Origin of the sequence: Grimontia hollisae CIP 101886 (genome assembly GCF_000176515.1) — a bacterium.
In the GTDB taxonomy this organism is placed as follows: domain Bacteria; phylum Pseudomonadota; class Gammaproteobacteria; order Enterobacterales; family Vibrionaceae; genus Enterovibrio; species Enterovibrio hollisae.
This window is the reverse complement of the sequence record NZ_ADAQ01000006.1, coordinates 84,818-103,654: the sequence shown is the minus strand read 5'-3', so window position 1 is coordinate 103,654 and position 18,837 is coordinate 84,818. Positions and strand designations below refer to the sequence as shown.

The 18,837-nt window shown below is 53.0% G+C and carries 14 protein-coding genes, 3 tRNA genes, 3 rRNA genes and 1 riboswitch; of the genes, 17 read left to right on the top strand and 3 right to left on the bottom strand.

Going from position 1 to position 18,837, the window contains the following annotated elements:
- The 13 genes from VHA_RS18980 to thiH form a co-directional block, all read left to right on the top strand.
- Nucleotides 1-52 (top strand): 16S ribosomal RNA (locus VHA_RS18980); the annotation flags it as partial.
- A 150-nt stretch (nt 53-202) separates the two neighbouring features.
- Nucleotides 203-279 (top strand) — tRNA-Ile (locus tag VHA_RS01185).
- 104 nt (nt 280-383) lie between these two features.
- Nucleotides 384-459, top strand: a tRNA-Ala gene (locus tag VHA_RS01180).
- 260 nt (nt 460-719) lie between these two features.
- A 23S ribosomal RNA gene (locus tag VHA_RS01175) occupies nt 720-3,727 on the top strand.
- A gap of 171 nt (nt 3,728-3,898) precedes the next feature.
- Nucleotides 3,899-4,014 (top strand): 5S ribosomal RNA (gene rrf, locus VHA_RS01170).
- A gap of 346 nt (nt 4,015-4,360) precedes the next feature.
- A tRNA-Trp gene (locus tag VHA_RS01165) sits at nt 4,361-4,437 on the top strand.
- Between the two features lie 152 nt (nt 4,438-4,589).
- Nucleotides 4,590-4,973, top strand: coding sequence for a fluoride efflux transporter CrcB (gene crcB / locus VHA_RS01160; RefSeq protein ID WP_040527945.1), 384 nt, complete (start codon nt 4,590-4,592; stop codon nt 4,971-4,973).
- 50 nt (nt 4,974-5,023) lie between these two features.
- Nucleotides 5,024-5,122, top strand: a riboswitch (TPP riboswitch).
- Between the two features lie 96 nt (nt 5,123-5,218).
- Nucleotides 5,219-7,132, top strand: coding sequence for a phosphomethylpyrimidine synthase ThiC (gene thiC / locus VHA_RS01155; protein WP_005501027.1), 1,914 nt, complete (start codon nt 5,219-5,221; stop codon nt 7,130-7,132).
- Between the two features lie 9 nt (nt 7,133-7,141).
- Nucleotides 7,142-7,813: a thiamine phosphate synthase gene (gene thiE / locus VHA_RS01150; RefSeq protein WP_005501025.1), complete on the top strand. Its 672-nt coding sequence runs from the start codon at nt 7,142-7,144 to the stop codon at nt 7,811-7,813.
- The gene (locus VHA_RS01145; protein ID WP_005501023.1) at nt 7,785-8,600 is read left to right on the top strand and encodes a HesA/MoeB/ThiF family protein; all 816 of its coding nucleotides are present in this window, start codon (nt 7,785-7,787) and stop codon (nt 8,598-8,600) included. The genes thiE and VHA_RS01145 overlap by 29 nt, the downstream gene beginning before the upstream one ends.
- Nucleotides 8,584-8,784 (top strand): sulfur carrier protein ThiS, encoded by a 201-nt coding sequence (thiS, locus tag VHA_RS01140; RefSeq protein WP_005501021.1) that lies wholly within the window; start codon nt 8,584-8,586, stop codon nt 8,782-8,784. The genes VHA_RS01145 and thiS overlap by 17 nt, the downstream gene beginning before the upstream one ends.
- A gap of 2 nt (nt 8,785-8,786) precedes the next feature.
- Nucleotides 8,787-9,557 carry a thiazole synthase gene (locus VHA_RS01135; protein WP_005501019.1) on the top strand — a complete coding sequence of 257 codons (771 nt, stop codon included), beginning with the start codon at nt 8,787-8,789 and terminating at the stop codon, nt 9,555-9,557.
- A gap of 12 nt (nt 9,558-9,569) precedes the next feature.
- Nucleotides 9,570-10,697 carry a 2-iminoacetate synthase ThiH gene (gene thiH / locus VHA_RS01130; RefSeq protein ID WP_005501018.1) on the top strand — a complete coding sequence of 376 codons (1,128 nt, stop codon included), beginning with the start codon at nt 9,570-9,572 and terminating at the stop codon, nt 10,695-10,697.
- Nucleotides 10,698-10,756: 59 nt separating this feature from the next.
- On the opposite strand, the gene VHA_RS01125 is transcribed toward thiH, so the two are convergent.
- Together VHA_RS01125 and VHA_RS01120 are read right to left on the bottom strand one after the other, a co-directional pair.
- Complete coding sequence (locus VHA_RS01125; RefSeq protein ID WP_005501017.1) at nt 10,757-12,544, bottom strand: aminopeptidase P family protein; 1,788 nt, start codon at nt 12,542-12,544, stop codon at nt 10,757-10,759.
- Nucleotides 12,545-12,589: 45 nt separating this feature from the next.
- Nucleotides 12,590-13,558, bottom strand: coding sequence for a LysR substrate-binding domain-containing protein (locus VHA_RS01120; RefSeq protein WP_005501016.1), 969 nt, complete (start codon nt 13,556-13,558; stop codon nt 12,590-12,592).
- Nucleotides 13,559-13,658: 100 nt separating this feature from the next.
- Here VHA_RS01120 and VHA_RS01115 point away from each other — a divergent pair, with 100 nt between their 5' ends.
- On the top strand, nt 13,659-14,855 hold the full coding sequence (locus VHA_RS01115; protein ID WP_005501003.1) for a multidrug effflux MFS transporter: 1,197 nt from the start codon (nt 13,659-13,661) through the stop codon (nt 14,853-14,855).
- 241 nt (nt 14,856-15,096) lie between these two features.
- Nucleotides 15,097-15,387: an H-NS-like global regulator TsrA gene (gene tsrA, locus VHA_RS01110; RefSeq protein WP_005501002.1), complete on the top strand. Its 291-nt coding sequence runs from the start codon at nt 15,097-15,099 to the stop codon at nt 15,385-15,387.
- 6 nt (nt 15,388-15,393) lie between these two features.
- On the opposite strand, the gene VHA_RS01105 is transcribed toward tsrA, so the two are convergent.
- The gene (locus tag VHA_RS01105) at nt 15,394-16,269 is read right to left on the bottom strand and encodes a DMT family transporter (protein ID WP_005501000.1); all 876 of its coding nucleotides are present in this window, start codon (nt 16,267-16,269) and stop codon (nt 15,394-15,396) included.
- 136 nt (nt 16,270-16,405) lie between these two features.
- On the opposite strand from VHA_RS01105, the gene rmuC reads away from it, so the two are divergent.
- The gene (gene rmuC, locus VHA_RS01100; RefSeq protein WP_005500998.1) at nt 16,406-17,932 is read left to right on the top strand and encodes a DNA recombination protein RmuC; all 1,527 of its coding nucleotides are present in this window, start codon (nt 16,406-16,408) and stop codon (nt 17,930-17,932) included.
- Between the two features lie 120 nt (nt 17,933-18,052).
- Nucleotides 18,053-18,832 carry a bifunctional demethylmenaquinone methyltransferase/2-methoxy-6-polyprenyl-1,4-benzoquinol methylase UbiE gene (ubiE, locus tag VHA_RS01095; protein WP_005500997.1) on the top strand — a complete coding sequence of 260 codons (780 nt, stop codon included), beginning with the start codon at nt 18,053-18,055 and terminating at the stop codon, nt 18,830-18,832.
- Nucleotides 18,833-18,837 lie beyond the last annotated feature (5 nt).

Here is an 18,837-nt window from a genome sequence, read left to right as displayed (position 1 = left end):
GAAGTCGTAACAAGGTAGCCCTAGGGGAACCTGGGGCTGGATCACCTCCTTACTGATGCTATGAATGCGAGTGTCCACACAGATTGCTACGGTCAAAAAGAAAAAGAACATACTTAGATGTGTTTGTTGCTTTGGTGGTTAGCACCCCAATCTCTTGGTAAAAGAGGATGAGGTCGGTGGTTGAAACCAAAGACACAAGAATGGGTCTGTAGCTCAGGTGGTTAGAGCGCACCCCTGATAAGGGTGAGGTCGGTGGTTCAAGTCCACTCAGACCCACCAATTTTCCTTCATGCATCGTTGTGAAAAGACTCGTTTAGTGAACTAAACGTCGCCTTTCCACGCCTTGCCTGAAAAGAAATTGGTCACAAACTAAGTATCGATGTGGGGCTATAGCTCAGCTGGGAGAGCGCTTGATTTGCATTCAAGAGGTCTGCGGTTCGATCCCGCATAGCTCCACCACGCTTTAAGTGTTCTTACGAGAATATTTAAAAAGTGGTTGTTCGACAGAACACATCACATGCTCTTTAACAATCTGGAAAGCTGACTAAACAACTTTGTTTCTACGGAAGCAGAGATTGTTTGTAAAAGTTCTCAAAGGTTAACTCTTAAGAGTTAACACCAAACACATTCATGTGTTCTTGGAATTTGAGTCCGGCGAAATCGTTCATGTAAATGAACACCTTGGTTGTTTGAACCTACGAAACCTCTTGGGGTTGTAGGGTTAAGTGACTAAGCGTACACGGTGGATGCCTAGGCAGTCAGAGGCGAAGAAGGACGTAGTAACTTGCGATAAGCCCAGATAAGGCAGTAACAGCCACTTGAGTCTGGGATTTCCGAATGGGGAAACCCACTTACATAAGTAAGTATCATTAACTGAATCCATAGGTTAATGAGGCGAACTCGGGGAACTGAAACATCTAAGTACCCGAAGGAAAAGAAATCAATTGAGATTCCGGCAGTAGCGGCGAGCGACCCCGGACCAGCCCTTAAGCTGATTGTGAGTTAGTGGAAGCCACTGGAAAGTGGCGCGATACAGGGTGATAGCCCCGTACACGACAACGCACAGTGAGTGAAAACGAGTAAGACGGGACACGTGTTATCTTGTCTGAAGATGGGGGGACCATCCTCCAAGGCTAAATACTCCTGACTGACCGATAGTGAACCAGTACCGTGAGGGAAAGGCGAAAAGAACCCCTGTGAGGGGAGTGAAATAGAACCTGAAACCGTGTACGTACAAGCAGTGGGAGCCCTATCACCAAAGTGCTTATCCGAGCATGAAGGTGACAGCGTGAAGTGAATTCACACTGTTGTCGTTGCGTTGTTTGCAACGACAAACCTCAAAAATCAAGCAGTAGGCTTGAGTGCTTTGGGATAGGGTGACTGCGTACCTTTTGTATAATGGGTCAGCGACTTACGTTATGTAGCAAGGTTAACCGTATAGGGGAGCCGTAGGGAAACCGAGTCTTAACTGGGCGATGTAGTTGCATGACGTAGACCCGAAACCGGGTGATCTAGCCATGGGCAGGTTGAAGATTGAGTAACATCAATTGGAGGACCGAACCGACTAATGTTGAAAAATTAGCGGATGACTTGTGGCTAGGGGTGAAAGGCCAATCAAACCCGGAGATAGCTGGTTCTCCCCGAAAGCTATTTAGGTAGCGCCTCGGACGAATACTACTGGGGGTAGAGCACTGTTAAGGCTAGGGGGTCATCCCGACTTACCAACCCTTTGCAAACTCCGAATACCAGTAAGTAGTATCCGGGAGACACACGGCGGGTGCTAACGTCCGTCGTGGAGAGGGAAACAACCCAGACCGCCAGCTAAGGTCCCCAAGTTATCGCTAAGTGGGAAACGATGTGGGAAGGCTCAGACAGCCAGGATGTTGGCTTAGAAGCAGCCATCATTTAAAGAAAGCGTAATAGCTCACTGGTCGAGTCGGCCTGCGCGGAAGATGTAACGGGGCTAAGCGATACACCGAAGCTGCGGCAGTGTGATTTATCACATTGGGTAGGGGAGCGTTCTGTAAGCCGTAGAAGGTGTGCTGTAAGGCATGCTGGAGGTATCAGAAGTGCGAATGCTGACATGAGTAACGATAAAGGGGGTGAAAAACCTCCTCGCCGGAAGACCAAGGGTTCCTGTCCAACGTTAATCGGGGCAGGGTAAGTCGGCCCCTAAGGCGAGGCCGAAAGGCGTAGTCGATGGGAAACGGGTTAATATTCCCGTACTGCTGATAACTGCGATGGGGGGACGGAGAAGGCTAGGTGGGCCAGGCGACGGTTGTCCTGGTTCAAGTGCGTAGGTAGGTGAGTTAGGCAAATCCGGCTCGCTATATACTGAGACACGATGTCGAGACACCACGGTGTTGAAGTCATTGATGCCCTGCTTCCGGGAAAAGCCTCTAAGCTTCAGGTTATCAGTAACCGTACCCCAAACCGACACAGGTGGTCGGGTAGAGAATACCAAGGCGCTTGAGAGAACTCGGGTGAAGGAACTAGGCAAAATGGTACCGTAACTTCGGGAGAAGGTACGCTGCCCGCGGTGAAGTCCCTGGCGGATGGAGCTATGGGCAGTCGCAGATACCAGGTGGCTGCAACTGTTTATTAAAAACATAGCACTGTGCAAACTCGAAAGAGGACGTATACGGTGTGACGCCTGCCCGGTGCTGGAAGGTTAATTGATGGGGTTATCCTTAGGGAGAAGCTCTTGATCGAAGCCCCAGTAAACGGCGGCCGTAACTATAACGGTCCTAAGGTAGCGAAATTCCTTGTCGGGTAAGTTCCGACCTGCACGAATGGCGTAATGATGGCCACGCTGTCTCCACCCGAGACTCAGTGAAATTGAAATCGCAGTGAAGATGCTGTGTACCCGCGGCTAGACGGAAAGACCCCGTGAACCTTTACTACAGCTTGGCACTGAACATTGAGCCTACATGTGTAGGATAGGTGGGAGGCTTGGAAGCGGTGACGCCAGTTGCCGTGGAGCCATCCTTGAAATACCACCCTTGTATGTTTGATGTTCTAACTTGGCCCCATAATCTGGGGTGAGGACAGTGTCTGGTGGGTAGTTTGACTGGGGCGGTCTCCTCCCAAAGCGTAACGGAGGAGCACGAAGGTGGGCTAATCACGGTCGGACATCGTGAGGTTAGTGCAATGGCAAAAGCCCGCTTGACTGCGAGAATGACGGTTCGAGCAGGTGCGAAAGCAGGTCATAGTGATCCGGTGGTTCTGAATGGAAGGGCCATCGCTCAACGGATAAAAGGTACTCCGGGGATAACAGGCTGATACCGCCCAAGAGTTCATATCGACGGCGGTGTTTGGCACCTCGATGTCGGCTCATCACATCCTGGGGCTGAAGTCGGTCCCAAGGGTATGGCTGTTCGCCATTTAAAGTGGTACGCGAGCTGGGTTTAGAACGTCGTGAGACAGTTCGGTCCCTATCTGCCGTGGGCGTTGGAGAATTGAGAGGGGCTGCTCCTAGTACGAGAGGACCGGAGTGGACGAACCTCTGGTGTTCGGGTTGTCACGCCAGTGGCATTGCCCGGTAGCTAAGTTCGGAATTGATAACCGCTGAAAGCATCTAAGCGGGAAGCGAGCCTCGAGATGAGTTCTCCCTAAGGCTAAAAGCCTTCTAAAGGGTTGTTGGAGACGACGACGTAGATAGGTCAGGTGTGTAAGTGCTGTGAGGCATTGAGCTAACTGATACTAATTGCCCGTGAGGCTTAACCCTACAACACCCAAGGGGTTTTGACGGACTCAAGTAAGAACACAAAGAGTGTGTAAAGAGAGAGAGAGCGGTTGCTAGGACCTAGGAAGAGCAACCGCGGTCAGTTTTCCAAGATTTTAATGGGCGTTCCCAGGGCCTAGTCACCTAGGACCGAGAACCCCGATACAGAATTTGCTTGGCGACCATAGCGCTTTGGACCCACCTGACTCCATGCCGAACTCAGAAGTGAAACAGAGCAGCGCCGATGGTAGTGTGGGGTCTCCCCATGTGAGAGTAGGACATCGCCAGGCTTCTAATTTTCTTTCACTTTTTAAGAAAGTGAAGACAAAAAGTACGACGAGAAGGCCATCCGCAAGGATGGCCTTTTTGCGTTGCCTTGACTAACTAATCATCGCCCAGATCCTAAAGCAAAGTGACATGACTCTGAGCTTTAGAGTGCAGGTCAAGTGGACAAACGGACTTAATGCTTAATTTGTTTTGTATGACAACAGTTTTCGGTAGTACGCCCGCGTTCTCTTTTTTGATCTGATCTCTTGCCGAGAAATTATAAGCTTGCTTAAATTGCGACCAATTGAGTTGTCTTCCTCCAATCAATGCTGGCTATTTAAATGGGAATCGATAGAATGGTTTGCACATAGGGGTGTAGCTCCAATTGGCAGAGCAGCGGATTCCAAATCCGCGTGTTGGGGGTTCGAATCCCTCCACCCCTGCCATCTTCGAGCCTCAGCAGAAATGCTGGGGCTTTTTTGATATTAATTCTCCTCTTTTCAACATATTGTTGATATACCTGCTGTCGCTTTAGCGTATAAAACCTATAACACGTATGATGTCAGTCTGACTTTCTCGCTGATACGGTTTAAATATCTTGAATCACGCTATTTTGCTTTTCTACATTGCGCTAGGCGGAGCTTTAGGGGCCTGCTCGCGATACCTGATCTCTGAGCTCAGTATTGTCCTGTTAGGGCGAGGTTTCCCTTATGGCACGTTGACGGTCAATGTAGTGGGATCCTTCATTATGGGTCTATTAGTCGCAGCATTGGAACAGGAAGCATTCGCCTCAGGTCCTTGGCGTCACCTGATTGGCTTCGGCTTTCTGGGGGCATTAACCACCTTCTCAACCTTTTCTATGGATAACGTCCTTCTCCTTCAGCAGGGCGAATGGCTAAAAATGGGGCTTAATATTGTCCTGAACGTTGTGGTTTGTATTGCTGCTGCTTGGGCTGGCTTTCAACTCTTAATGCGCGCTTAATCTCATTGGTGGCATTGTATATCTGATGCGCATTTTTTATACTCGTTCGCTGTAACTTGTCGGAGTGCCATTTGGCTGAGACCGCGTAAGCGGGATCCGTTGAACCTGATCAGGCTAATACCTGCGAAGGGAACAAGAGAAAATATGTGCGAGTTCGTTGTTAAACCAGCTGTTTATCTGCGTCTCAAACCTCTTGCTCAGCAAATCCGGCAAGCATTTATTCCCACACACATTGGAGTAATGCTATGTCGAACCGTAAACAAGCCAGAAATGACGCGAAAGCGTTTATCGACAACCTGTCGGTACAACCCTTCCCTAATTCCCGGAAAGTCCATGTTGCAGGCTCAAGGCCTGATATCCGTGTCGGTATGCGCGAGATTTCCCTTGCCGACAGTCTGGTCGGTGGGACGAAGGACAACCCTCTGCTTGAGCCTAATGAGCCCATTCGTGTCTACGATACGTCTGGCGTATATACCGATCCTGATTATGAAATTGATCTTTATGCTGGTCTGCCAAAGCTTCGAGAGCGCTGGATAGAAGAACGTGATGATACGGAGCTGCTGGATAGTGTCACTTCTGAATTTGCCAAAACCCGCCTTGACGACAATACACTGGACGAATTGCGGTTCGGTAACCTGCCTCGCGTGCGCCGGGCAAAAGAAGGGAAGCGTGTTACCCAGCTGCATTACGCACGCAAGGGCATCATCACGCCGGAAATGGAATACATTGCTATTCGTGAAAATATGGGGCGCCAGAAGTTTGCTGACGAACAGCTGAACCGCCAGCACCCCGGGCAAAGTTTTGGTGCCAACCTGCCAAAAGAAATCACCCCAGAATTTGTACGAAAAGAAGTGGCAGAAGGCCGTGCGATTATTCCCTCTAACATTAACCATCCTGAATCAGAGCCAATGATCATTGGCCGCAACTTTCTGGTGAAAGTGAATGCCAATATTGGTAACTCCTCAGTGACGTCTTCCATCGAAGAGGAAACCGAAAAGCTGGTCTGGTCGACCCGATGGGGTGCGGATACGGTAATGGATTTATCGACAGGCCGTAACATTCATGAAACCCGAGAATGGATCCTGCGGAACAGCCCGGTACCAATTGGTACGGTTCCTATGTATCAGGCGCTTGAGAAGGTAAACGGCATTGCTGAAAACCTGAACTGGGAAGTGATGCGGGATACCCTGATTGAGCAGGCAGAGCAGGGCGTTGACTACTTCACTATCCATGCTGGTGTGCTACTTCGATATGTCCCCATGACCGCCAAGCGCGTGACAGGCATTGTCTCCCGAGGCGGCTCCATCATCGCTAAATGGTGTCTGGCGCACCATCAGGAAAGCTTCCTCTATACCCACTTCCGTGAGATCTGTGAAATTTGCGCCAAGTACGACGTAGCATTGTCGCTGGGCGATGGTTTGCGTCCGGGCTCAGTTGCTGACGCCAATGATGAAGCGCAGTTCGCCGAACTTCGCACCTTAGGTGAGCTGACTAAGATTGCCTGGGAGTACGATGTGCAGGTGATGATTGAAGGGCCGGGTCACGTGCCGATGCACATGATCAAAGAGAACATGGAAGAGCAACTGAAGCACTGCCATGAAGCACCTTTCTACACACTTGGCCCACTGACCACCGACATCGCACCGGGTTATGACCACATCACCTCGGGCATTGGTGCGGCGATGATTGGCTGGTTTGGTTGCGCCATGCTTTGCTATGTGACACCCAAAGAGCACCTTGGCCTGCCTAACAAGGATGATGTCAAAGTCGGCCTGATCACTTACAAGCTGTGCGCCCATGCTGCTGATTTAGCGAAAGGCCATCCGGGGGCGCAGGTACGCGACAATGCGCTGTCGAAAGCACGCTTTGAATTCCGGTGGGAAGATCAGTTCAACCTTGCCCTCGATCCGGATACGGCCCGTGCCTACCATGATGAAACCTTGCCACAGGAGTCTGGTAAAGTGGCGCACTTCTGCTCAATGTGTGGCCCGAAATTCTGCTCCATGAAAATCAGTCATGAAGTCCGCGACTATGCGAAAGGTCTGGAGTCAGGCGAAGGCATTGAAGTAAAAATGCTGGAAGATCCACTGGAAGGCATGAAGCAAAAATCGGCGGAGTTCCTTGCTAGGGGCAGCGAACTTTATCACCAGAAAGCGTAAGGGTGCGGTATGACTCCTGTTTATTCCTTTCCCCGCTTGGATGGACAATTTGGTCCCCTTTATCCTGTGGTCGACGATATTGACTTACTCAAGCGCTTGTTAGCGCTGGGTGTTCGTACAGTTCAGCTTCGGGTGAAAGACCCCAACCACCCCGATCTTGATGCCATGATCAACGAGGCCGTGACTTTCGGCCGCCTTTGTCAGGCTCAAGTGTTTATCAATGATCATTGGGAAAAGGCGTTAGAGGCTGGCGCGTATGGTCTCCATCTGGGGCAGGATGATCTAAAAACGGCTGATCTGGATGCCATTGCCCGGGCCGGGATCCGTCTTGGTGTGTCCACCCGGACGGCGCAAGAGCTGGAGTTGGCCTTGTCGCTAGCGCCCAGCTATCTCGCGATCGGTCATATCTTCCCAACCCCCACCAAACAAATGCCAACACCGCCGCAGGGCGTGGCGCAGTTGTCCAAGCACTTGGCAACGGTCGCCGGAAAAATACCGACGGTGGCGATTGGCGGTATCGATCTCGCGACAGCCCCAGAAGTTTGGCAAACCGGCGTGGATGCGATTGCCGTTGTGCGGGCGGTCACCCAGTCCTGTGACTTGGCGGCTACGCTCCAGGCATTTTCAGAGCTACTGACAGAGGAGGCTAGAGATGAGCGGATCGTCTTCCATGAAAGCTAACCTGTCAGACAGTGAGTTTGACCGCTATAGTCGCCAGCTTATGCTGCCTGAATGGGACGAAACAAAGCAGCTTCGCCTTTCTAAGGCAACAGTGCTTATCGTTGGCTGTGGGGGGCTTGGTACAGCTGCCGGTCTCTATCTGGCGGGTGCCGGGTTGGGGCAACTGGTGTTGGCTGACAATGATTGTGTGGAGCGTTCTAACCTGCCGCGGCAGGTGGCCTACCGAGAAACGGATCTGGGGAGCCACAAAGCCAAGGCGCTTGCATCCCAGCTCAGGGCACTGAATGGAAGTATCCAGTGCCGGGCCGTTACCCGTCGCCTCAGTGATACGGCGCTGTCTCTGGAAGTGTCTCTTGCTGATCTGGTGCTGGATTGCAGCGATAACATGGCAACACGGCAGGCGGTAAACGCCGCCTGCGTCATTGCGGGTAAGCCGCTTATCGCCGGGGCAGCCATCGGTTGGGAGGGACAACTGATGGTGTTCGATTTCTCCCAACCGGGAACACCTTGCTATCACTGCCTGTTTCCATCAAATGACGACCCTGACATCCGCAACTGTCAGAGTGCGGGCGTCGCTGGGCCTGTTGTGGGAGTCATCGGCAACCTCCAGGCTCTGGAAGCACTGAAACAGTTACTCGGTGAATCCACGTTACGCTCACAATTTACTCACTTTGATGGCAAGTCCCTGACGCTGCGCTCGATGTCGATCCCAAAAGATACCCGGTGTCCGGTTTGTCATCCCGGAAAGACGGAAACCAAGGAGGCAGCCAATGCAGATTTGGCTTAATGATCAGTCGTATACCCCTGTGGCCGCCGATAACCTGTTGGCACTGGTTCATGAACTTTCACTCCCTGAGCAGTCACTGGCGATGTCAGTTGCTGGCAACATTGTTCCCCGTAGCCAGTGGCAGCAAACGCCACTGACAGAGGGTATTCAGATAGCGCTGTTTCAGGCTATTGCCGGAGGGTAACCATGTTAAAGATTGCAGATAAGGCCTTTTCCTCCCGCCTGTTTACCGGGACCGGAAAATTCTCCGGTACAGCAGTCATGGCACAAAGCATCGCGGCAAGTGGCTCAGAGCTCGTTACCATGGCGCTCAAGCGGGTAGATATCCAAAACCGTGAGGATGATATCCTTGCGCCGCTCATTGCTTCCGGTATCAACTTATTGCCAAATACATCTGGTGCCAAAACCGCCAAAGAAGCGGTGTTTGCTGCCCGCCTGGCGCGGGAAGCGCTGGGAACAAACTGGCTCAAACTGGAAATTCATCCTGACCCCAAATATCTGATGCCGGATCCGATTGAAACTCTTAAAGCGGCTGAGCAATTGGTGAGGGAAGGGTTTATCGTCCTGCCGTATTGCCATGCCGATCCTGTGCTGTGTAAGCACCTTGAAGAAGTGGGTTGTGCGGCTGTGATGCCATTAGGCGCGCCGATTGGCAGCAACAAGGGGCTGGCTTCACGGGATTTTCTCGACATCATCATCGATCAGGCCAGAGTGCCGGTGATAGTGGATGCCGGTATAGGCGCACCTTCTCACGCCGCGGAAGCGATGGAAAAAGGGGCTGATGCGGTGCTGGTCAATACCGCCATTGCTGCCGCTGCAGATCCGGTTGCGATGGCGCGGGCGTTCAGGCTGGCGGTTGAGTCAGGCCGAATGGCCTATGAAGCGGGACTTGCCGGGAAAGTGCAGCATGCCGTCGCATCCAGCCCGTTAACCGCGTTTCTTGATGATCTTGGCTGAGAGGGGGCTGCGATGACATTTTCCCACCAATGGGCATCAATGAACTGGGGTGATATCCGCCTGTCAATTTACACCAAGACAGCGGCGGATGTCAGAAAAGCGCTGGCGAAACCGAAACGGGATTTGGAGGACTTCAAGGCGTTGATCTCTCCGGCAGCAGAGCCCTTCCTTGAAACCATGGCGCAGCAGGCGGCAGTGCTGACCCGCCGCCGCTTTGGTTACACGGTGAACTTTTATGTACCGCTCTACCTGTCGAATCTTTGTGCCAATGCCTGTACTTACTGTGGCTTTTCAATGGAAAACCGCATCAAACGCCGCACATTGTCCCTCAAGGATATTGAGCGTGAATGCCTGGCCATTAAGACCATGAACTTTGACAGTATTCTGCTGGTGACAGGCGAGCACCAGACCAAAGTGGGCATGGATTATTTCCGGCAGGCGTTGCCCGCGATCAAGCAGCACTTCAGCTACCTGGCGATGGAAGTACAGCCGTTGCAGCAAGAGGAATACTTGGAACTCAAAGGGCTGGGGCTGGATGCGGTAATGGTGTATCAGGAAACCTACAACCGTTCGACTTACGCTGAGCACCACCTGCGCGGCAACAAGACTGACTTTGCTTATCGGCTTGATACGCCGGACAGACTGGCACAGGCAGGCATCGACAAAATTGGCATTGGGGCGCTGATTGGCCTTGATGACTGGCGCATAGACTGTTTTTTTGTCGCCAGTCATCTCGGGTATTTAGAGCGCACTTACTGGCGCAGCCGCTATTCCATTTCGTTTCCCAGGCTTCGTCCTTGCGAGGGCGGCGCTTCGCTCAACAACATACAGCCAAAGTCTGTGATGACCGACAGGCAGTTGGTGCAGCTTATTTGTGCTTACAGGCTGCTGAATCCAGACGTTGAGTTGTCTCTGTCTACCCGTGAATCACCAGCGTTTCGGGACAAGGTGCTGCCGCTTGGGATCACCTCGATGTCGGCCGCCTCGAAAACCCAGCCGGGCGGCTACGCGGATGATGTGCCGGAATTGGAGCAGTTTGCTGTATCGGATGAGCGCAGTGCGTCAGAGGTGGCTCATGCAGTCAAATCTGCCGGGTTTGAAGTCGTATGGAAAGACTGGGAAAAGGGATTTTCGGGGTGAAGAAAGTGGCTGGATAAACAAAGAGCGCCGGTTGGCGCTCTTGTGATTTTCCTGTCTGGTTAGCGTGAAAGTGGCACGGTTGCCTGCTCAAGCCATGCTAAGTCTTCCCCTTCAAGCGATGGGCTGACATCCTGCCACACCTTCTGGTGGTAGTCGTTCCACCAGGCGATTTCGCTGTCAGTCAGGAGCGAGACATCGACCAGCCGGCGATCAATCGGTGCGCGGGTGAGGGATTCAAAGCCCAATACTGTCATATCGCCGGATGTCGGCACCTCTACCACCAGTTCCAGGTTTTCGATGCGGATACCAAATGCCTCGGCACGGTAGTAACCCGGCTCGTTGGACAGCACCATGCCCGGCAGTAAAGCAATGGTATTCGGTGCTTTGGAAATCCGCTGTGGCCCTTCGTGTACGCTCAGGAAGTGGCCGACACCGTGGCCTGTGCCGTGGTCATAATCAAAGCCGTGTGCCCAAAGGTGCTGGCGCGCCAGTGCGTCCAGCTGGCTGCCTGCCGTGCCTTTCGGGAAACGGGCGGTTGCCAGCGAAATATGGCCTTTCAGCACCAGAGTGAAGGCGCGTTTGATGTCATCAGGGCAGTCACCGATGGCGATGGTACGGGTGATATCCGTGGTGCCGTCCGGGTACTGGCCGCCAGAATCCACCAGATAGACATTGTTCAGCGCAAGCTCGCCGGGCTCTGGCTGGTTCTGGTGGTTGTAGTGGCACATGGCTGCATTGCCACCTGCTGCTGAGATAGTATCGAAGCTGAGGTCTACCAGGGTTTCGTCCTGTGCACGGAAGCTGTAGAGCTTGTCTGCGAGTTCTGCTTCATTCGGCAGGTTGCCGGCGGCTACGTCTTTATCCAGCCATGCCAGGAAGCGGCTGACTGCCACGCCATCCCGCACATGGCAGGCTTTCATGCCTGCAATCTCCACCGCGTTTTTGGCCGCTTTGGGCAACATGCAGGGATCGGCGGCATGCACGATAACCGCACCGTTTTGGCTCAGTACCTGGCTTGCCCAGGCATTGCTGGTTTGTGGGTCAACCATCACTGTCTGGCCCGACAACGCCGCAAGGGCAGATTCCAGTGACTCCGGAGCCTTTACAGTGACGCCTTCACCGACGTGCGCAGCAAACCCTTCTGGCAGGCGCGTTGAGTCGATAAAGAGGGTCACGTCGCCCTGCGCGTCAATCAGGGCGCTTGCCAGCAGTACAGGCAGGCGCGACACATCGCCACCACGGATATTGAGCAGCCAGCAGATACTGTCAAGCTGGCTGAGAAAAGCCGCGTCTGCACCAGCTTGAGTGATTGCTGCCCCAATCTTGCGGCGTTTCTCTTCGCTGCCTTGGCCAACAATACCGGTATCCATCAGTCTTGCGGTAGTAAGCTGTGGTGTCGGGCGGTCATGCCATGCTGTGTCTACCGGGTTGGCATCAACGCAAACCAGACTTAACTTACCGTCGACCTGTTTTTCTGCCGTTGCCAGCCAGTTGGCGCTGTGAAGGCGTGGGTCTACAGCGACTTTGCTGCCTGTTGGAAGGTTATCCTGCAGCCATTTCAGTGCAGGCTCTTCAATCAGGTGGCGATATTCAAAAATGTCGCCCGGAACCTGTTTGCGCACCTGTACTGTGTAGCGCCCATCGACAAATACGGCGGCGTTATTGCGGGTGATCACGGCTGCACCCGCGGAACCGGTGAACCCTGTCGCCCAGTGCAGACGCTCATTGTGCTTGGGAACGTATTCGCCAAGGAACTCGTCTTCATGAGGAATGATCAGCGCGTCCAGTGCCTGATCGTCCAGCCAGCGTCGCAATGCCTCGACGCGCTCAGCAATAATGGCGTGCATTCTTGGTCCTTCTTGGTGATCGTGTGTAGTGATTAAATGGTTAAGCTATCTGTTTTCACCAGCCGCTGCAATTTCTGTCATATGGCGACAGCGCGAAATAATGAGCTGCCTCAACCAGCAGTGACCGGGATCGCTCTGCTGGCTCTGGTGCCAGAACAGGGTATAGGCCATGGGGGGAAGCGGTGTTGGCAGTGGCAATACCTGCAAATTAAGCTGCTTTGCGACCGCCGCCGCAAAGTGAGATGGCGCCGTGAACACCAAATCGGTATGGGTACATAGGCTGGCAGCACTGTTGAAATCGGGCACATACATGGCAATGTCCCTTTCTATGCCGCGTTCAGCAAGCTTGTAATCCAGCAGCCAGCGATCGCTGCCATCACAGCGCACCTGCACATGGCGCTGAGACAGGTAGGTGTCCAGATCCCACTTTTTCCTTATTACCGGATGGTCTTTGCGCACAATTACCCGCTGCTCATCCTGATACAACTCTTCATAGATGATGCCTTTCGGCGGCATCAGGGTCAGCATGGCATCCGCCGGGTTGAGATCTTTCCCTGTGATACCGAAATCCACCTCTCCGCGGGCAAGGGCATCAAAGGTCTGTCCGCTCCAGGCCTGGGTATCCAGCGTAATAGAAGGCGCTGCATCGAGGATTTCCCCTAAAAAACGCGGAAGCAACAGCGGATAGGCACTTTCCACCAAGGCGAAATGGAAGCGCCGGTCGCTGGTGGCGGGGTTGAAATCGTCTGACACCGTCAGCCCTTCGATATGGCTCAGCAGGTTTTTCAACCCGGGTTTGAGTGACAGGGCTTTCGGGGTTGGGTGGAGCCCCCGTGAAGATCGGTTAAACAGGGGGTCGCCAAACTGATGGCGAAGTTTGGCGAGGTTTTTGCTGACCGCAGACTGGCTGAGGTGCAGACGCTGTGCCGTGCGGGTGACGTTGCACTCTTCCAGCAAGACGTGGAGGCAAATAAGCAGGCTGAGATCGTAGCGGAGTAATTGGCTGAGGTTCATTTTGTATTATTCCTTTCAGGAATGTCTGACCTGACTATAAACCATTTTCATTCATATCAAAATCCCACTAGACTGCGCGGCAAATAACGAGGAGATCGGTATGTCTTCCCATTCTTTAAAACCTGACAGTCGTTTAGTGGCACTGATGGTGCTGCTGGTGCTGTTTAGCCCGCTGGCGATTGATATTTATCTGCCGGCGATGCCTGCGATGGCGGCGGAATTTGATGTGTCAGCAACCCGTATACAGGACACCATTTCCTGGTTTCTGGTGAGCCTGGGTCTTGGCCAGGTACTGGCAGGGCCGCTGGCAGACCGCTTTGGCCGCCGTCCGGTCGCCATTGGCGGTATTGTGATTTACTGCCTGAGCTCGGCGTTTGCCTGGCTGGCCACTTCTCTGGATGCATTGCTGGTGGCCCGTTTGATGCAAGGTGCCGGAGCCTGTGCAACCTCGGTATGTGCCTTTGCCGCCGTGCGTGACAGCTTTGGCGGTAAACGAAGCGGCCAGATGATCAGCTACCTGAATGGCGCTATCTGCTTTATTCCGGCATTGGCCCCGCTGCTTGGGGCGTGGCTGACCGCCCAGTTTGGCTGGCGGTCAAACTTCAGCTTTATGATGGCGTACGCGCTGGTGGCGCTGGTGCTGGTCTTAACCCTGTTCCGTGAAACTCGCCCGGCAGACACAGACAGCAGTGGTCCACTGCTGAGCCCGTCCCGTTATTGGCAGGTGCTGAAAGAGCCGGTATTTGTGTACCACGCATTGCTGTGCATGCTCGCGATGTCTGTCATTCTTGCTTACGTCACGTCGGCACCGGTACGCCTTATTAACGGCCTGGGGCTGACCATGGAGCAGTTTACTGTGTGGTTCAGCGTCAATGCGGCACTGAATATCACCGCATCTATGACCACCCCGACGTTGATGGATAAAATTGGCAGCCGCAAGACCCTGAATGCCGGTATGTTGATGCTGGTGTTTGCAGGGCTTTTAATGGCGGGATTGAGCGGTATCCAGCAGGCTTGGGCGTTTATGGTGCCGGTTTTCTTCGCCTCATTTGGGTTTGCCTGGGTTTTGGGCTCGGCCGCCGGGAAAGCACTGGAGCCGTTTGGACAGCGTGCAGGCACTGCCGCAGCACTATTGGGTCTTTTCCAGATGAGTGGCTCCGGCGTGTTGGTCAGCCTCACCCAGCGTGCAGGCCTGTCCGAGCCACACCTGTTGGTTTTCCATATGTTGTTGCTTGCACCGGGTCTTTTGCTGCTTTGGTCGTCCAAAGGGAAGCGCTGGCATACCGCTGAAGTGTAAACCGTTTTCTAAATACATTATTAGACGCGTATAGCGCGACGGTCTCGACAACCGTTATTCCAACTATTTGCCCGTTAATTGCTCATTAACGGGTATTTTTTGTTGATTATTTGGCTTGGGAAGTATAATTAAAGGGCGAATTTTTCAAATCAACCCGTGTCTGGGCTGTACGCATGGTTGCGGGGCACCCAAACACGCCTTCGTAAATAAATAAATAAAAATACACAGGCAGTTAACTATTATGTCGATGTCGACAATCGAATTGGCGCGTTATCTGGAAATGTTAGATGAATCGCCAGAAAAAATGATGTTTGGTAAGTTGCTCACTGAATTGAGTGGCATGAGTGAAGAGCGTGTAAAAAGCGCTGCACGGCAGGTTCCCATCAGTGGCCTTCGCGAGCTGGTTCATCAATTTAATAAAGTGATTGAAGAACGCCGTGGTGAGCGCGTTCGTGAATTGGCGCAGGCGTTGGCCAACGACGGGATTTCTGTCGATGAGCTGCGCGAATACCTTACGCAGCGCTGTGTTTAACCCGTATTATTTCCCTTTCCACTGCTGAACCACTAAACCTGCCACAATCATGACTAAACCGATTAAGGTCGTAGGATGAATCTGTTCGCCAATGATGTGTGACAGTAAGATCAGCGAAATAAACGGTGAAAGAAAGATCAGGTTACTGATTTTGGCGGTGTTCGTGGCAAGTTTCATGGCATTAAGCCAAAGCACAAAGGTGATGCCCATTTCAAACAGGCCCACATAAGTCGCCGCCGCCCAGCCCTGCCAGGGAATACCGCTCCACTCGCTGGTGCAAAGGCTAAGCCCGACAGAAAATGGTAAAGAGAGAAGAAAACCAAGCAGTAATCCGATGATCGGATCGGCTTGGTTTCTTGCGTTCAAAATCCAGTACCCTGCCCACAACACCGTGGAGAGCAATGCCAGACCCACGCCCAAAGGACTGTCAAACTGCAACCCGAGAATATTCCCTTTGGTGGCAATCACTACCACGCCAGCATAGCCCAGTGTCGCGGCAACCCAGTCCTGCTTACGAATTTTCTGCCCCAGAAACAGTGCCGCCATCAGTGTCAGAGTGATCGCCCAGCTGTAATTGAGTGGTTGCGCAAGGGAGGCAGGGAGCAAGTCATAGGCTTTAAACAGCACCAGATAATAAACCAGTGGGTTAATCAGACCGAGCAGCAGGTAATACAGTGGCCTTTTGGCAAAAGTGGAGGCCAGCAGGTGCAGTTTGCCCTGAAAACCCGCGACAGCGGCCAGGGAAATTGCTGACACCACGCTCGCAGCAGCCAGCATCTGGATAGGTGTCATGTAGCTCAGGGTGATTTTAAAAGCCGTCGCGACGGTTGACCAAAGCAGCACCGCAGCCAATCCGTAGCCTATCGCAAGGCGGTCATTCATAGAAAAATACGAGTCCAAAAGAGGGAAAGAATCCGGCAGTCTAGAGCAATTTCTGTGCAATAGAAAAGCTGGACATTTATCCAGTATCTATTTAGCCTGAGAGGCAACGAGATCATTGATATAAAAGGTAAACAGCATGCAGCTTGAAGCGCTGTTTTCAGACAGTCTGGTATGGGTGGCGGCAGGCGCCGGTGCAGGTTTTACCGCGCTACTGGGCGGGGTGTATTACCGCATGGCACAGCGCAACCAGCGCGAGCTTTACCAGCAACAACGGGACGCGGATGACAGGTTGAGCCAGGCAGAGATTGCCCGGCTGAAACATCAAAACCAGTCGTTGCAGGATGAGTTAGATGGCATGGATCTGGAGCGTGATCGCCTCAGTTCAGAGCTTCGCACCCAATACGGCAAACTTGCTGCCGCCGCAGAAAAACTGCGCCAGATGGAAACCCTGCGTGCCGAGAAAGCCGATCTGGCTGCAACGGTTGAGCACCTGCGTGAAGCCAACGCCGCGCTGGCGTTAACCCTGCGTGAGCAGCAGGCCCGCACTGAAGAACAACTCGAGGCGGCAGAAGCCAAAATTAAACTGCTGGAAGGGGCTGAAGAGCGTCTCCGTATCCAGTTTGAAGCACTGGCCAACAAAGTCTTTGACCACAAAACCCGCACCGTGGATGAGCAAAACCGGCAGAGCCTTGAGTCCTTGCTGGGCCCATTGAAAAATGAACTGGAAGGGTTTCGCAAACAGGTCACCGACAGCTTTGGTGAGCAGGCCAAAGAGCGCCACACCCTGGTGCATGAAATCAAAAACCTGCAACAGCTCAATGAAGCCATGACCCGTGAGGCTGTCAACCTGACCCAGGCACTGAAAGGGGACAACAAGCAACAGGGCAACTGGGGAGAAGTGGTGCTGGCCCGCGTGCTGGAAGAATCCGGTCTGCGCGAAGGGCATGAATACCACACCCAGGTCAGTCTGGAGAATGAGCACGGCAAGCGTTATCAACCGGATGTGATTGTGCGCCTGCCGCAGGGGAAAGATGTTGTGATCGATGCCAAGATGGCACTGGTGGCGTATGAGCGCTACTTCCACGCGGATTCCCTGGCGGACAGAGACGGTGCCCTGCGCGAACACATTGCGGCGATCCGCAGCCATATCCGAGGCCTGGGGCGCAAGGATTACCACCAACTGCACGGTATTCAGAGCCTCGACTATGTGCTGATGTTTATTCCGGTTGAGCCCGCGTTCCAGATTGCCATTGAAGCCGAGCCTTCCCTGATCCGTGAGGCGCTCGATCACAATATCATGCTGGTCAGTCCGACCACCTTGCTGGTGGCATTGCGCACCATCAACAACCTGTGGCGCTATGAGCACCAAAACCAGAATGCCCGGCTGATTGCCGACAAGGCAGGCAAACTGTATGACAAAATCCGGTTGTTTGTTGCGGATATGGAAGCCATGGGGGTTGCGCTGGATAAGGCGTCTGACAGCTACCAGAATGCGGTGAATAAACTGTCCAGTGGCCGCGGTAATATTTTGCGTCAGGTCGAGAGCTTTAAATCCCTGGGAGTAGAGGTGAAGCGCGACATCAGTCCCACCATGTTGGGACGGGATGCATCGGGTGATGAACCGGATGACGATGTGGTGGGCTTGCCCGTCTCAACGGATTGACCTGGTTGTTAGTTGACGCATTAAGCGTTTCTTGTGGTTGTTTGAGTATGTAAAGTACACTAAGCGCAAAAATATCGGGCGTTTTCTTCTTTCCGGCCCGGTGTTACTCAGGGGTTAATAATGACAGATATGACACAGGGCGTGATGAAAGACGCGGATCAGGATACCACCCACTTTGGCTTCAAAACGGTCGCCAAAGATGAGAAGGTCGGGATGGTTGCCAACGTCTTCCACAGTGTAGCGGCAAAGTACGACATCATGAACGATGTGATGTCGATGGGTATTCACCGTATCTGGAAACGTTTTACTGTTGATTGTAGTGGCGTGCGTCCAGGTCAGCGCGTGTTGGATCTCGCAGGGGGAACCGGCGATCTGACCGCCAAATTTTCCCGCATTGTGGGAGAGAAAGGCCAGGTGATACTGGCTGACATCAACAACTCGATGCTGAACGTGGGCCGCGATAAACTGCGCGATCTGGGCATTGTCGGCAACGTGAATTACGTGCAGGCCAATGCGGAAGAACTGCCGTTCCCTGATGACTATTTCGACTGTATCACCATCGGTTTTGGCCTTCGCAATGTCACCGACAAAGACAAGGCACTGCGCTCGATGTACCGTGTGCTGAAGCCGGGTGGCCGCCTGCTGGTTCTTGAATTCTCCAAGCCCATTATTGAGCCGCTGTCAAAAGTCTATGATGCCTACTCGTTCCACCTGCTGCCAAAAATGGGTGAAATCATTGCCAATGACAGTGAGAGCTACCGTTACCTGGCAGAGTCCATTCGTATGCACCCGGATCAGGAGACCCTCAAAGGCATGATGGAAGAGGCCGGTTTTGAGCAAACCAAATATTTCAACCTGACCGGTGGCATTGTTGCCCTGCACCGCGGCTACAAGTTCTGAGGGAG